This window comes from Streptomyces sp. MB09-02B (assembly GCF_033794485.1).
Lineage (GTDB): Bacteria > Actinomycetota > Actinomycetes > Streptomycetales > Streptomycetaceae > Streptomyces.
The window spans coordinates 1-15,215 of sequence record NZ_JARGEE010000221.1 but is presented as its reverse complement, the minus strand read 5'-3'; the positions used below and the strand labels follow the sequence as shown (position 1 = coordinate 15,215).

Genomic DNA, 15,215 nt, shown 5'->3' with positions numbered 1-15,215 from the left:
AAGGTCGATAACCGCCCCCACGCCCCCCAATTGGCCTATGCGCCGGGCAAGTGGCTGTTTGTGGAACAGGTGTTCACGTCCGGATGGCGGGTGGCCTCGTGCCGGCCCCTGGCCGACTCACCGGTCGGGCTCGGGGTCCTTCAGCCAGTTGATGAGTTCGGTCGAGAACGCCACCGGGTCCTCTTCGTGCGGGAAGTGTCCCAGTCCGTCGAACAGCCGCCAACGGTACGGCGCTTCGACGTACTCCCCGGACCCGGCCGCGCTGCGGGTGCGCATCACCGGGTCGAGCGAACCGTGCAGGTGGAGGGTGGGCACCCGGACCGGCCGCTTCATCCGGCGGTTGAACTGGATGCCGTCAGGGCGGGCCATGGACCGCACCATCCAGCGGTACGGCTCGATCGAGCAGTGCGCGGTCGACGGGATGCACATCGCCCGCTGGTACGCCTCCACGGCCTCGTCCTCGGGCAGCCGCGGTCCCGACCAGTCCCGGATCAGCCGGCCGACCAGGGCGCCGTCGTCGGCGGTGAGCTTCCGCTCGGGGATCCAGGGCCGCTGGAACCCCCAGATGTAGGAGCCCGCGGAGGTCTGCTTGACGTCGGAGAGCATGGCCGAGCGCCAGCGCCGCGGGTGCGGCATCGAGGAGACCGCGAGCCGCCGGACGAGCTTGGGGCGCATCACGGCCGCCGTCCACGCCAGATAGCCGCCCAGGTCATGGCCGACCAGCGCGGCGTCGGGCTCGCCGAGGGACCGGACGACGCCGGTGATGTCGAGGGCGAGGTTCGCCGGGTCGTAACCCCGGGGGGTGCGGTCGCTGCCGCCGACTCCACGCAGGTCCATCGCCACGGCCCGGAAACCGGCCTCGGCGAGGGAGACCATCTGGTGCCGCCAGGTCCACCAGAACTGCGGGAAGCCGTGCAGCAGCAGCACCAGCGGTCCGTCGCCCACCTCGGCGATGTGGAAGCGCGCGCCGTTGGCGGCCACGTCCCGGTGGATCAGCTCCTTGGCGCCGGGCACGTCGAGCCGTACGGGAGACGCGGGCTGATTCGAGGGGGCGGCCGGGGCGGTCGCGGGGTCGGTCATGAGGTCGAGCGTGCCACAGCCTCGACGGCGCCGTCGGCCGGGGCGGTCCGACGGGGGTGCGGCTTGGCGTTCTGCAGCACGCCCGCCGTCTCCTTCATGGACGCGGCGACCTTCTGCGGGCCCTGCCCCTTCTTGGCCTTCTTGGAGAAGACGACGCCGACGACCGTCAGGACGACGGCGACCAGCACGTTAGCCGCGAACGACAGCAGGAAGCAGATCGCCAGGTTCCAGTCGCTCCAGGTGCGGATGCCGTACGCCAGGGCGAAGCTCAGCATCGGCAGGGAGAAGATCAGCACCGCGCCGGCGGCCGTGAACGCGCCACCGCCGACCATGCCGCGCTTGACGTCCTGCCTGAGCTGGGCCTTGGCCAGCGCGATCTCGTCGTGCACCAGCGCGGACATCTCGGCCGTCGCCGAGGCGAACAACTGGCCGACGCTGCGTTCGGCTCCGACCGGGCTGCCGTCGGGTGCGCTCATCGGGGTCTCCCTCATATGCGTTTGTACGGTCCTGTCTACGGTCCTGTCAGATCATGCCGGACCGTCGTCGCCGACGCCTGCCCCGCCCGCCACTTCGGCAAGCCTGCGGTGTTCGGCGGCCTTGCGTTCATAGATCTCCGCCATCCGCAGGTGGTACGCCGGGTCGTCCTGTTCGTAGACGTCGGGGATGCCGTCGAGGTCGTCGTCGCGCTCCTCGGCGGCCCACAGCGCCTGGTACTTGGCGTTCCTCAGCTTCAACAGAACGCTCGCCAGGACCGCCGCGACGAGCGAACCGGTGAGGACGGCGGCCTTGACGCCGTCGGTGAGCACCTGGTCGCCCTCGAAGGCCAGTTCACCGATGAGCAGCGACACGGTGAAGCCGATCCCGGCGAGGGAGGAGACGGCGAAGACGTCCGGCCAGGACAGGTCGTCGGAGAGCGAGGCCCGGGTGAAGCGGGCGGTCAGCCAGGTCCCGCCGAAGATCCCGACCGCCTTGCCGACCACCAGCCCGAGCACCACCCCGAGCGTCTCCGGCTGGGTGAACACCTTCGCCAGCGCCTCGCCCGACACGGCGACACCCGCGCTGAACAGGGCGAACAGCGGCACCGCCAGACCGGCCGACAGGGGGCGCACGAGGTGCTCGATGTGCTCACCGGGGGAGCGCTCCTCGCCTTCGCGCCGGGTGCAGCGCAGCATCAGCCCCATCGCGACCCCGGCGATGGTGGCGTGCACGCCGCTGTTGTACATCAGCGCCCAGACGACCAGCGCGAGCGGAACGTACACGTACCAACCGCGTACGCCCTTCCTCAGCAGCAGCCAGAAGACGGCGAGTCCGGCGAACGCGCCGCCGAGAGCGGCGAAGTTCAGGTCGTCCGTGAAGAACACCGCGATGATCAGGATCGCGCAGAGGTCGTCGACGACGGCGAGGGTGAGCAGGAAGGCCCGCAGCGCGTTCGGCAGGGAGGTGCCGATGACGGCGAGGACGGCCAGCGCGAAGGCGATGTCGGTGGCCGTGGGCACCGCCCAGCCGGCCAGGGAGCCGCCGCCGGTGACGTTGGTGAGCGTGTAGACGAGCGCCGGTACGGCCATGCCGCACAGCGCGGCGACCACGGGCAGCGCGGCCGTCCTGGGGTTCTTGAGGTCACCGGCGACCAGTTCGCGTTTGAGTTCGATGCCGGCGACGAAGAAGAAGACCGCGAGGAGCCCGTCGGCCGCCCAGTGCGCCACGGACAGGTTCAGGCCGAGTGCCTCGGGGCCGAAGTGGAAGTGGCTGACGCTCTCGTAGCTGTCGTGCAACGCGGGGACGTTGACCCAGACCAGCGCCGTGACGGCGGCCAGGAGCAGCAGCACCCCGCCGACGGTCTCCGTGCGCAACGCGTCCGCCACGAAGGTCCGCTCCGGCAGGGAGAGCCGGCCGAGGACCTTGCGGGTGGGGGTGGTGCGGGACGCGGCCACGGTGGGACCTCCGGTCGGTGGACAGCACGGAACACTCGCCGACCAGACTTCCCGGCACACCTGTTCTTGAGCATAGCCAAGGGGCACCCGGCGTGCCTGCCACCGGGTGCCCCTCGTCGTCTTACGTGGCGCGTCAGTCCTCGCTGGGCGCCGCCGGCAGCTTCGCCTGGATGAGGTCCATGACCGTGGAGTCGGTCAGCGTCGTGACGTCACCGAGCTGACGGTTCTCCGCCACGTCACGCAGCAGGCGACGCATGATCTTGCCGGAGCGGGTCTTCGGCAGTTCCTGCACCGGCAGGATCCGCTTCGGCTTGGCGATCGGGCCGAGGGTGGCGCCGACGTGGTTGCGGAGGTCGGCGACGAGGCTCTCGTCCTCGGCGTTCGCCGTGCCGCGCAGGATCACGAACGCCACGATCGCCTGACCGGTGGTCTCGTCGGCGGCGCCGACCACGGCCGCCTCGGCCACGGACGGGTGCGAGACGAGCGCGGACTCCACCTCGGTGGTGGAGATGTTGTGGCCGGACACGAGCATCACGTCGTCGACGCGGCCGAGGAGCCAGATGTCCCCGTCGTCGTCCTTCTTCGCCCCGTCACCGGCGAAGTACTTGCCCTCGAACCGCGACCAGTACGTGTCCAGGAACCGCTGGTCGTCACCCCAGATGGTGCGCAGCATCGACGGCCACGGCTCGGTGAGGACGAGATAGCCACCGCCGCCGTTCGGCACCTCGTTCGCCTCGTCGTCGACGACCGTCGCGGAGATGCCCGGCAGCGGCGTCTGCGCGGACCCCGGCTTGGTCGACGTCACGCCCGGCAGCGGCGAGATCATCATCGCGCCGGTCTCGGTCTGCCACCAGGTGTCCACGATCGGCGTCGCGTCGGCCCCGATGTGCTTGCGGTACCAGATCCACGCCTCGGGGTTGATCGGCTCACCGACGGACCCGAGGACGCGCAGGGAGGACAGGTCGAACTTCGCGGGGATGTCGTCGCCCCACTTCATGAACGTACGGATGGCCGTGGGCGCCGTGTAGAGGATCGTCACCCCGTACTTCTGCACGATCTCCCAGAACCGACCCTGGTGCGGGGTGTCCGGCGTGCCCTCGTACATGACCTGCGTCGCGCCGTTCGCCAGCGGCCCGTAGACGATGTACGAGTGGCCGGTGACCCAGCCGACGTCGGCCGTGCACCAGTACACGTCCGTCTCCGGCTTGAGGTCGAAGACGGCGTGGTGGGTGTACGACGTCTGCGTGAGGTAACCGCCGGAGGTGTGCAGGATGCCCTTGGGCTTACCCGTCGTACCGGACGTGTACAGGATGAACAGCGGGTGCTCGGCCCCGAACGGCTGCGGCGTGTGCTCGCTGCTCTGCCGGTCGACGATCTCGTGCCACCACACGTCACGGGAGTCGTTCCACGCGACGTCCTGGCCGGTGCGGCGGACGACGAGTACGTGCTCGACGTTGCCGGCCCGGTCGGCAGCGTCGTCCACGGCGGGCTTGAGCGCGGAGGGCTTGCCGCGCCGGTAGCCGCCGTCGGAGGTGATGACCACCTTGGCGTCCGCGTCCTGGATACGCGTCGCGAGCGCGTCCGCCGAGAAGCCGCCGAACACCACGGAGTGCGCGGCGCCGATCCGGGCGCAGGCGAGCATCGCCACGGCCGTCTCGGGGATCATCGGCATGTAGACCGCGACCCGGTCGCCCGCCTGGACCCCCAGCTCCAGCAGGGCGTTGGCGGCCTTGCTCACCTCGTCCTTGAGCTCGGCGTAGGTGACGGACCGGCTGTCCCCGGGTTCGCCCTCGAAGTGGATGGCGACCCGGTCGCCGTTGCCGGCCTCGACATGCCGGTCGACGCAGTTGTACGCGACGTTGAGCTCGCCGTCCTCGAACCACTTGGCGAACGGCGGGTTCGACCAGTTCAGCGTCTCGGTCGGCTCCTTGGCCCAGGTCAGCCGCCGGGCCTGAGCCGCCCAGAAGCCGAGCCTGTCAGCCCTGGCCTGCTCGTACGCCTCGGCCGTGACGTTGGCGTTGTCGGCCAGGTCAGCGGGCGGCGCGAAGCGTCGCTCCTCCTTCAAGAGGTTGGCCAGGCTTTCGTTGCTCACGACATCTCCCTTTCCCAGGGTGTCCGTTGTGTCCCCGGCCACAGCTCATCAGACCCTGACCCCCGATGACAAGGGCCTTCGGCTGATTGGTTTAGACCTGTGGGCGGGTGGCCCCGCGGCCAGGACGCCACCCGTACCCACGGCCCCCGGAGGAGATCGGTTCACGCGCGTGTGTCGTGCAGGACCGTCCCGGTGGGGTCGGACGGGTCGGCCGAGCCGGTGACCTGATCGAAGACCCCGCTCTCGGGCGTCGCTTCCGTGAGCAGGTAGGCCTGTGCCTCGCCCACGTGGAAGTACATGCCGTGCAGTTCGAGCACCCCCTCGCGCAGGGCGCGGGCGACGGAGTCGTGGGCTCTCAGGTGCTCCAGCTGCTGGATGATGTTGGTCAGGCAGAGCTGTTCGACGGCGTCGGCGGGTTCGCGGCCAGCGAGCCGGGCCCAGGGGCGGTTCTTGTCGGTCGCGCGCTCCAGACTGGGCCGGCCGTGCCGCAGCCACCGCTTGAGAGGGGTCTGGGCGCCGTGCGGATCGGCCTTGAGCAGGGCCTGCATCGCGCCACAGCCGGAGTGCCCGCAGACCGTGATGGACCGGACCTTCAGCACGTCCACCGCGTACTCGATGGCTGCGGCCACCGAGTCGTCGCCGCTCTCCTCTCCGGGCAGCGGCACGAGGTTGCCGACATTGCGGACGACGAAGAGGTCGCCGGGACCACTGGAGGTGATCATCGATGTGACGAGCCGGGAGTCGGCGCAGGTCAGGAAGAGCTGTGAGGGCTGCTGACCCTCGCGCGCCAGCCGGGCCAGCTCCCTGCGGACCAGGGGAGCGGTGTTGCGCTGGAACGCGCTGATACCGCGCGCCAGTTGATGTCCGCTCGGGCCTTCGGCCGCCTCCTCGCGCGGTGTTCTGGCTGCCGGGGTCGTCGGCGTGTCGCACTGGTGGTTGCGCCAGGGCGTCCAGGGCCGGCAGCGGCAGCCCGTCGAGGTGCTCGCGGGTTCGGCGATCCGGGTGCCGGCCCGGCCGGTGATCTCCACGGAGCCACCCCGCGCGTGGTGCGCGTGCTGCCAGTCCTGTAGCGACTCGTACGCCGCGTGGTCCATGAACGACCCGTCCAGTTCCACCACGGCGGCGGCCCCCGCGGGGACCTGATGCAGGGCCCGGCTGAGCCGGGGCACCCCGAGGAACGTCAACTGGCCGCGCACATGGACGTGGTGGACGCCGTCCCGCTCGTCGTGGGTGATACGGGTGCGCGTGAGGCGGTGCAGTGCGACGCCGACGGCCACGGCGATACCGAGCGCGACGCCCTCCAGGACCCCGAGGGCGACGACGCCGAGGGTGGTGACGGCGTAGACCAGGACCTCGCGGTGGCGGGTGACCGTGCGGATGTGGTGCAGGGACACCATCTGGACCCCGACGGCCATCACCAGCGCGGCGAGTGAGGCGAGGGGGATCAGCTCCAGGACGGGCACCAGGAGCAGGGTGGCCCCAACCACCCAGACACCGTGCAGCATCGTGGAGTTCCGGCTGGTGGCGCCCGCCCGGACATTGGCCGTGCTGCGGACGGCCACGCCGGCGATCGGCAGGCCGCCGAGCACGCCGGAGACGACGTTGGCCGCGCCCTGGCCGCTCAGCTCGCGGTCGAGGTCGGAGCGGCGTACGTCGGTCCGACCTGCCGCCAGTTTGTCCGTGGCGACGGCCCCGAGCAGCGATTGCACGCTGCACACGAGCGTGGTGGTGAGAACGGCCGCGACGAGGCCGAGCACCGGCCCGTCGGGCATGCCGGCCAGGGCGTGGCTCCGCCAGGACGGCAGGTCGACCTTGGGCAGGCTCAGCGCGGCGAGCGCGGCGGCGGCCGTGGCGCCGGCGACGGCGACCAGGGCGGCCGGGATCGTGCGCAGCTGCCGGCCGACGGGACCGGGGAGCCGGGGCCAGGCGAGCAGCAGGACGAGGGTGAGGACGCTCACGGAGACCGCGGCGGGGTGCACGTGCGCCAACTGGGCGGGCAGGGCACCGAGGTTGGCGCTGACGGAGCTCTGCGGGGTGCCGCCGAGCACGATGTGGAGCTGGGCGACGGCGATGGTGACGCCGATGCCGGCGAGCATGCCGTGCACGATCGCGGGGCTGACGGCGAGCGCCGAGCGGGCCACGCGCAGGTGGGCCAGGCCCAGTTGGGAGAGGCCCGCGAAGATGGTGATGGCGCAGGTGGTGCGCCAGCCGTACTGGTGGATGAGGTCGGCGGTGACCACCGTGAGACCGGCCGCGGGGCCGCTGACCTGGAGGGGGGATCCGCCGAGACGTCCTGCCACGAGTCCGCCGACGGCGGCCGCCACGAGACCGGCCTGGAGTGGTGCGCCGGTGGCGAGGGCGATGCCCAGGGACAGGGGGAGGGCGATCAGGAAGACCGCGATCGAGGCGGACAGGTCGGCGGCCGAGACAGGGAACCGGCGACGCGGGCCCTCCGGCGGGCTGTGCGGTCGGGGATCACGCTCGGTCCGGTTCGAGTCCGGGTCGGTGGTGGGGGTGGGGACGCAGGCGGACATGTTCTCCCGTCTCCTCCGGGGCTGCGGTCGCGTCGGTGCGCGGCCGTGGGACACGGCGTACTACGGCGGGATTTCTCAACGCTCAGTAAACGAATCGTAATGCAGGGTAAAGGACACGCAAGAACATTAGCCGCAAATAGGTCATTAGATCACTCGTGGGGGTGAACGAAGCATTTCATCGGCTTGTCGTATTAATCATGATCGGAACTCTGTGTGACCTTGGCCGCTCTGCCTCAGAGCGAAGGAAGGTGGGCGGGACATGGCCGTCACCCAGAGGATCGCCGCCGGAGTCACGCTCGCCGCGACCTGTGCCGCGACGCTCGCCGGATGCGGGATCGGTGAGCCGACGTCGACCGCCGGTTCACCCGGCGCGAAGAGAACGGAGCAGGAGGGGCGGCAGGGCGGGCCCACGAAGGGGGGTGCACCGGCGCCGCCCAAGACCGCGGTCCGCCTGATCGGCGACGGCTCCACCGCGTACACCGGCGTGCAGCCGCACCTGCCCAGGCCGCAGCGGTTGAAGCCCGGTCAGCGGCCCCCGCAGTTCGTGGTCTTCTCCTGGGACGGCGCGGGGGAGGACGGCCAGCGGCTCTTCTCGCACTTCCGCCAGGTCGCCCGGGCCAACGACGCGACCATGACGTACTTCCTGAGCGGCGTGTACATGCTGCCGGAGGAGAAGCGGGACCTGTACCGGCCGCCCCAGCACTCACCGGGCCGCTCCGACATCGGGTTCAACGACGTCCGCGGAATCAAGGACACCGTGGACCAGTTGCGCGGCGCGTGGCTGGAGGGCAACGAGATCGGCACCCACTTCAACGGCCACTTCTGTGGTTCCGGCGGCGGCGTCGGCGAGTGGTCGGTCGAGGAGTGGAAGAGCGAGATCGCCCAGGCCAAGTCGTTCGTGAAGGCCTGGAAGACCAACACCGGCACGGAGCGGGCCGAACCGCTGCCCTTCGACTACGACAAGGAGCTGATCGGTGCCCGCACCCCGTGCCTGGAGGGGCAGGCGAACTTCATGCGGGCCGCCAGGGAACTGGGATTCCGCTACGACACCAGCGGCGTCCGGGACCAGGTCTGGCCCGAGAAGAAGGACGGGCTGTGGGACCTGTCGATGCAACTGGTCCCCGTCCCGGGGCGGGACTTCGAGACCCTGACCATGGACTACAACTTCTACGTGAACCAGTCCGGCGCCCGGGCGGGGTCACCCGGCCGGCGGGAGGAGTGGGGCGACCAGTTCCGTGACGGACTGCTCGCGGGCTTCGAGCGCGCCTACGAGGGCAACCGCGCGCCCCTGATCATCGGCAACCACTTCGAGTCCTGGAACGGCGGTGTCTACATGCGCGCCGTCGAGGAGGCCATCGAGGCGGTCTGCGGCAAGGAGGAGGTGCGCTGCGTCTCCTTCCGGCAACTCGCCGACTGGCTCGACGCCCAGGACCCGAAGGTCCTGGACAGGCTGCGTGGCCTGGGCGTCGGTCAGGCCCCGAAGAACGGCTGGAAGACCTTCCTGTCCGCCGGACCGGCACCGGCTCCGAAGGGGGTTCCGGGAGCACCCGCGGCCAAGCCGTAGCCACGCTCACACGGCGGCGGCGACCTCTTCACCGAGCACGAACTCGGGGTCGATCTGCGCGGCCAGATCGGCCCCGGTCCTCTCGTTGCCCCAACTGGTGGCGTTCTTCAGGTGGAAATGCTCCATCTGACGGGTGTAGCGCTCCCAGTTGCGCAGCTCGTACGTGGCGTCGGCCGCTTCGTACAGGGCGCGCAGGGAGCGGCGGTTGGCCTCCTCCAGATGCTCGAAGCGGGGCGGGCGGCCCTTTTCCAGGGCGCGCACCCAGTCCGAGTGCCCGAACGCGACCAGCAGGTCGTCCCCGACCTCGGCGCGGAGGAAGTCGAGGTCGTCCTGGCCGTGCACCTTGTTCCCGACGACCTTCAGGGAGACGCCGTAGTCGGCGGCGTACTCCTTGTACTGGCGGTAGACGGAGATCCCCCTCCGGGTCGGTTCGGCGACGAGGAACGTCATGTCGAAACGGGTGAACATGCCGGACGCGAAGGAGTCCGAACCGGCCGTCATGTCGACCACCACGTACTCGTCGCGGCCGTCCACCAGGTGGTTCAGGTACAACTCCACCGCTCCGGTCTTGGAGTGGTAGCAGGCGACCCCCAGGTCGGCGTCGGTGAAGGGGCCGGTGACCATCAAACGGACGGCCCCGCCGTCGAGTTCCACCGGGCGGGCGCAGGCGTCGTAGATCGCGTTCGGCTCGCAGATCCGCACCAGACGTGAGCCGTCGCCCGGCGGTGTCGTCTTGATCATCGTCTCGGCGGAGGCGATGCGCGGGTTGGAACCCCGCAGGTGGTTCTTGATCAGCGCCAGCCGCTCACCCATCGCGGGCAGTTCGGCGGCCTCCGACTCGTCGAGGCCGAGGGCGGCGCCCAGGTGCTGGTTGATGTCCGCGTCGACGGCGACGACGGGGACCCCCGAGGCGGCGAGGTGGCGGATGAACAGGGAGGACAGCGTGGTCTTGCCACTCCCGCCCTTCCCGACGAAAGCAATTTTCATGTTCACTAACGGTAGTGGGGTCGCGGCCGAGGGTGTTCACGCGGCGACGAAGACCACTCCTTCGAGGGGGCGACCGCCGGTGCGCGTAGGGTCGTACTCATGAGTACGACAGGTGCGGCCGCCGATCCGCTCGCGGCCCTGGGAGAGCTTCCCGGTGTGGCCGAATCCGTGGAGTCCGTGCGCAAGTCCGTCGACCGGGTCTACGGCCACCGTGTCATGCGCCGCCGCAGCAACGCGGTCACGTCCGAGGCGGCCCTACGGGGCGCGCGCGGCTCGGCGGCGCTGTCCGGCGCCGACTGGGCCCTCGAAGAGGTGCGTCGCCGTACGGACTTCAGCGGTCAGGACGGTGACGACGAGGCCCGCGCCGTGGGTGCCGCGCTGCGGCTCACCGCCGAGGCGGGGCAACTGCTGTCGATCTGGCGGCAGTCGCCCCTGCGGGTGCTGGCCCGGCTGCACCTGGTCGCCGCCGGGAGCGACGACGCACGCGTGGGACGTCCGCGACAGGACGGCGAGTCCGTCGACGAGCCCCTCGTCGAGCTGCCCCTACCGGGCGCGGCGGAGGTCGCGGGCCGGCTCGACGGTCTCTCCGAACTGATCATCAAGGGCAGTTCGGCCCCGGCCCTGGTCACGGCCGCCGTCGTCCACGGCGAACTGCTCGCCCTGCGGCCCTTCGGTTTCCACAACGGCCTCGTCGCGCGCGCGGCCGAGCGGATCGTCCTGATCGGCAGTGGCCTCGACCCCAAGTCGGTCTGCCCGGCGGAGGTCGGCCACGCGGAACTCGGCCGCGCCACCTATCTGGCCGCCCTCGACGGCTATGTCTCCGGCACTCCGGAGGGCATGGCGGCCTGGATCGCCCACTGCGGCAGGGCGATCGAGTTGGGTGCCCGCGAGTCGACGGCCGTGTGTGAGGCGCTGCAGCGCGGGGCGGCATAGAAAGCCGCGCGTCGGACGGCGGAGAACCCCGGAAAAGGGTTGCGGCGGTACGAGAATTCGTACCGCCGCTGGCATGTCCACCTGGTTACCAAGCGTCCTCGATATGTGCCCATCAGGCCGGGAACTCAGCCCGTGACCTGGTGCGGCTGGCCCGTAATCGACGGGTCGACGTCGCGTGGGTGCCTGGTGTTCATGCTAGGTCCGTGGGGCCAAAATGAGTTGTTAAAGGTGATCCTCTCGGATGTCCTTTGGTCTCGCGGGCCTTGAATCCTTTCTACTCCAGGACCCGGGCAAGCGGAACCCCTCGATGCGCTTCTTTACTTTTAGGTTCAAAGAGGGTGAATCCGCTGCAGGGGGCGCGGACCGAGGGTCAGGCGGTCGCCACGCGGCGCCGGCTCGCGTACCAGACCAGCCCGGCGGTGGCCGCCGCGGCGCCTATGGCGGCCGCCGCGAGCAGGGCGGGCCGCGGCCGTACGGCCAGGCGCTGCTTGAGACGCACCGGCCGGTGGAAGTCGAGGATGGGCCACCCGCGCGCGAGGGCCTCCTTGCGCAGCGTCCGGTCCGGGTTCACCGCGTGCGGGTGGCCGACGGCCTCCAGCATCGGCAGGTCCGTCGCCGAGTCGCTGTACGCGTAGCAGTGCGCCAGGTCGTACTCCTCGGACTCGGCCAGCTCCCGGACCGCCTCCGCCTTCGTCGGCCCGTAGGCGTAGTACTCCACCTCGCCGGTGAAGCAGCCGTCGTCGCCGACGACCATGCGGGTCGCCACCACCCGGTCCGCGCCGAGGAGCTCGCCGATCGGCTCGACGACCTCGGCGCCCGAGGTGGAGACGATGACGACGTCCCGTCCCGCGATGTGGTGCTCCTCGATGAGGGAGGCGGCCTCGTCGTAGATGATCGGGTCGATCAGGTCGTGCAGGGTCTCGGCGACGATGTCCTTCACCTGCTGGACGTTCCAGCCCCGGCACAGCGCGGACAGATACTTGCGCATCCGTTCCATCTGGTCGTGGTCGGCGCCGCCCGCCAGGAACACGAACTGGGTGTACGCCGTTCGCAGGGCGGCCCTGCGGTTGATCAGGCCGCCTTGGTAGAACGACTTGCTGAACGTGAGCGTGCTCGACTTCGCAATGACCGTCTTGTCCAGGTCAAAGAAGGCCGCTGTGCGGGGCAAGGAGTGGTTTTCCACGGGGCCGAGCATATGCGCCCGCCATTCGGGCTAGTGTGGGGCGCGTGGGTTTGCCTGAGAGGCCTCTCGGGTACACCATGGAAGTCACGGATCGTTCGCGACCGTGCTAACGCGGTCCGGCTCCTCCCCCCCCGAGTCGGCCGTGGAGGCGACCCCCACTCTCCCCCCCGGTGGGGGTCGTCGCATGTCCGGACGCGTTTCCTGTCTTCTCTTCGGCCCGCGAGGCGCTCTCCAGCCCTCGTGGGCTTTCCTCTGCCCCGACACAGGATCCGTCACTGTACGTAGCTGGTGGACTGCGCTGTGGAAGCCGTACAGGAGTCGCCTGTTCGGGTGACGGCGATATTCACAAGGACCGAGTTGTCCACAGTTTTCGACCAAGATCCACATGATTTCCGAGGCCACTGCACCGTGATTGCAGCGCGTCCCGACGGCGGCGAGTTCACGGCCCGTTCCGTTTCGAGGATGCGTAGTGCCGGATTCCGCCGACCGCCTCCGCGGCGGCCGATCTCCGGTGCTTCACACAGGAGTTGAGCATGGGCGTCCGGAACACCGGGCGACCGCGTTCACGCAGCGAAGGGGGCTGGAGATCGTGGCGGGAACCACCACCGACGACCGGCCGTCCGCCGCCGAGGGGCGGCAGGGCAGGCCGTTGATCGTCACCGAGGACGTGGAACTGCTGGACGACCTGCTGCGCCTGTGCGCGGCCGCGGGCGCCCGGCCGGAGGTCCACCACGGGGTGCCGGAAGGCCGGGGCCGGTGGGAGACGGCGCCGCTCGTGCTCGTCGGGAACGACACGGCGCGGCGGCTGCGCGGGGCCGCGCGCAGACGAGGAGTGGTGCTCGTCGGCAAGGACCAGGACGACTCCGGGGTCTGGCAGCGGGCCGTGGAGATCGGCGCCGACCACGTCCTGATGCTGCCGGACGGCGAGCAGTGGCTCGTCGACCGCATCGCCGACGTGGCGGAGGGCGTCGGCAGGCCGGCGCTCACCGTCGGCGTCGTAGGCGGCCGGGGCGGCGCCGGTGCGTCCACGCTGGCCTGCGCCCTGGCCGTCACCTCCGCGCGACAGGGCACGCGCACCCTCCTCGTGGACGCCGATCCGCTCGGCGGGGGCCTGGACGTGCTCCTCGGCGGCGAGAGCGCCGACGGGCTGCGCTGGCCGGCCTTCGCCGCCTCGCGCGGTCGGGTCGGCGGTGGCGCGCTGGAGGAGTCGCTGCCCGAGGTGCACGCCCTGCGGGTCCTCAGCTGGGACCGGGGCGACGCCGTGGCCATTCCGCCCCAGGCCGTCCGCGCGGTGCTCGCCGCGGGCCGACGGCGCGGCGGCGCGGTCGTCGTCGACCTGCCGCGCCGTGTCGACGAGAGCGTCGCAGAAACCCTCGCCCAGTTGGACATGGGACTCCTGGTCGTCCCCGCCGAACTGCGCGCCGTCGCCGCCGCCTCACGGGTCGCCTCCGCCTTCGGCATGGTCCTGCGTGACCTCCGCGTCGCGGTCCGCGGCCCGTACGCCCCCGGCCTCGACGACCATGAGGTGGCACGCCTCCTCGGACTGCCCCTCGCGGGTGAAGTACCCACCGAGGCCGGGCTGTCCGACGGCGGCAGACCACCGGGAGGCATCCCACGCGGGCCGCTCGCGCGCTTCTGCGAGGGCTTCTGGGAGCGCGCGGCGGCTCGGGGTGAGGCGACGTGAACCGGGTGCCGGGCGGCGGAGAGCCATGGGGAGCAGCACATCGCGGGAAGCGCGCGACCGGGGGCGAGGCCGTATGAACGGGATGCCCGACGGCGGTCTGCTGGACGGCGTGCGGCAGTGGCTCGTCGAGAGCGGCGCCGAGCCGACGCCCGCGCGCGTGGCGCAGGCGCTGCGCGAGCGGGGGCGGGTGCTCGGGGACGCCGAGGTGCTCGGGGCGGCCGAGCGGCTGCGGTCGGAGCTGGTGGGGAGCGGGCCGTTGGAGCCGCTGCTCGCCGATCCCTCGGTCACCGATGTGCTGGTGTCGGCGCCGGACCGGGTGTGGGTGGACCGGGGCGGCGGCCTGGAGCTCACCGGGATCTTCTTTCCGGACGCGGCGGCCGTACGACGGCTCGCGCAGCGCCTGGCGGCCGTCGCCGGACGCCGGCTGGACGACGCCCGGCCGTGGGTGGACGCCCGGCTCCCGGACGGCACCCGGCTGCACGCGGTGCTTCCGCCGGTGGCCGTCGGTTCCACCTGTCTGTCCCTGCGGGTCGTCCGGCCGCGCGCCTTCACCCTCGCCGAACTGGTGGCGGCGGGCACGGTGCCGCCAGGCGGCGACCGGGTCCTGCGGGCGCTGATCCGCTCCCGGTTGTCGTACGTCATCAGCGGCGGGACCGGGACCGGGAAGACCACGCTGCTGAGCGCGTTGCTCGGGCTGGTCGACGCCGGCGAGCGGATCGTGCTGGCCGAGGACTCGGCGGAGCTGCGGCCCGACCATCCGCACGTGGTGCGGCTGGAGGGCAGACCGGCGAACCAGGAGGGCGTTGGTCTCGTCGAGCTGCAGGACCTGGTGCGGCAGGCGCTGCGCATGCGCCCGGACCGGCTGGTGGTCGGGGAGGTGCGGGGGCCCGAGGTGGTGAGCTTGCTGGCTGCCCTGAACACGGGCCACGAGGGCGGCTGCGGCACGCTCCACGCCAATGCCGCGGGGCAGGTGCCGGCCCGTCTGGAGGCCCTCGGCACTGCCGCGGGGCTGGACCGGGCCGCGCTGCACAGCCAGTTGGCGGCCGCGTTGTCGGTGGTGCTGCACCTCGTACGGGACCGGGACGGTCGACGCCGGATCGCCGAGGTGCATGTGCTGGAACGGGACGGCTCGGGGCTGGTGGTGACCGTGCCGGCCCTCCGCTGGAGCGAGACGGCGTTCGTGCACGAGCGGGGCTGGGAGCGGCTACGGGGGCTGCTGCGGGGCGG

At 71.1% G+C, this 15,215-nt stretch carries 11 protein-coding genes; 4 read left to right on the top strand and 7 right to left on the bottom strand.

Features of this window, described 5'->3' with window-relative positions:
- Positions 1-117: 117 nt before the first annotated feature.
- The 5 genes from P1P70_RS27000 to P1P70_RS26980 form a co-directional block, all read right to left on the bottom strand.
- Positions 118-1,080, bottom strand: coding sequence for an alpha/beta hydrolase (locus P1P70_RS27000; RefSeq protein ID WP_319242131.1), 963 nt, complete (start codon positions 1,078-1,080; stop codon positions 118-120).
- Positions 1,077-1,556 carry a phage holin family protein gene (locus P1P70_RS26995; RefSeq protein ID WP_319242129.1) on the bottom strand — a complete coding sequence of 160 codons (480 nt, stop codon included), beginning with the start codon at positions 1,554-1,556 and terminating at the stop codon, positions 1,077-1,079. The genes P1P70_RS27000 and P1P70_RS26995 overlap by 4 nt, the downstream gene beginning before the upstream one ends.
- A 51-nt stretch (positions 1,557-1,607) precedes the next feature.
- The gene (gene nhaA, locus P1P70_RS26990) at positions 1,608-3,011 is read right to left on the bottom strand and encodes a Na+/H+ antiporter NhaA (protein ID WP_319242127.1); all 1,404 of its coding nucleotides are present in this window, start codon (positions 3,009-3,011) and stop codon (positions 1,608-1,610) included.
- Between the two features lie 133 nt (positions 3,012-3,144).
- Positions 3,145-5,103, bottom strand: a complete 1,959-nt coding sequence (gene acs / locus P1P70_RS26985) for an acetate--CoA ligase (RefSeq protein ID WP_319242125.1) — start codon at positions 5,101-5,103, stop codon at positions 3,145-3,147.
- 161 nt (positions 5,104-5,264) lie between these two features.
- A complete protein-coding gene (locus P1P70_RS26980; RefSeq protein WP_319242123.1) occupies positions 5,265-7,637 on the bottom strand; it encodes a SulP family inorganic anion transporter in 2,373 nt (790 codons plus the stop codon).
- 259 nt (positions 7,638-7,896) lie between these two features.
- Here P1P70_RS26980 and P1P70_RS26975 point away from each other — a divergent pair, with 259 nt between their 5' ends.
- Complete coding sequence (locus tag P1P70_RS26975) at positions 7,897-9,201, top strand: hypothetical protein (protein WP_319242122.1); 1,305 nt, start codon at positions 7,897-7,899, stop codon at positions 9,199-9,201.
- 6 nt (positions 9,202-9,207) lie between these two features.
- On the opposite strand, the gene P1P70_RS26970 is transcribed toward P1P70_RS26975, so the two are convergent.
- Positions 9,208-10,188 (bottom strand): ATP-binding protein, encoded by a 981-nt coding sequence (locus tag P1P70_RS26970; protein ID WP_319242120.1) that lies wholly within the window; start codon positions 10,186-10,188, stop codon positions 9,208-9,210.
- A gap of 99 nt (positions 10,189-10,287) precedes the next feature.
- On the opposite strand from P1P70_RS26970, the gene P1P70_RS26965 reads away from it, so the two are divergent.
- Positions 10,288-11,121 carry an oxidoreductase gene (locus tag P1P70_RS26965; protein WP_319242118.1) on the top strand — a complete coding sequence of 278 codons (834 nt, stop codon included), beginning with the start codon at positions 10,288-10,290 and terminating at the stop codon, positions 11,119-11,121.
- A gap of 370 nt (positions 11,122-11,491) precedes the next feature.
- Here P1P70_RS26965 and P1P70_RS26960 read toward each other — a convergent pair whose 3' ends face one another.
- A complete protein-coding gene (locus P1P70_RS26960) occupies positions 11,492-12,316 on the bottom strand; it encodes an HAD-IB family hydrolase (protein WP_319242116.1) in 825 nt (274 codons plus the stop codon).
- Between the two features lie 577 nt (positions 12,317-12,893).
- Here P1P70_RS26960 and ssd point away from each other — a divergent pair.
- Complete coding sequence (gene ssd / locus P1P70_RS26955) at positions 12,894-13,988, top strand: septum site-determining protein Ssd (protein WP_319242114.1); 1,095 nt, start codon at positions 12,894-12,896, stop codon at positions 13,986-13,988.
- 73 nt (positions 13,989-14,061) lie between these two features.
- Positions 14,062-15,215, top strand: a 1,154-nt coding sequence (locus P1P70_RS26950; RefSeq protein ID WP_319242112.1) for a TadA family conjugal transfer-associated ATPase, incomplete at its 3' end; no start/stop codon positions are given.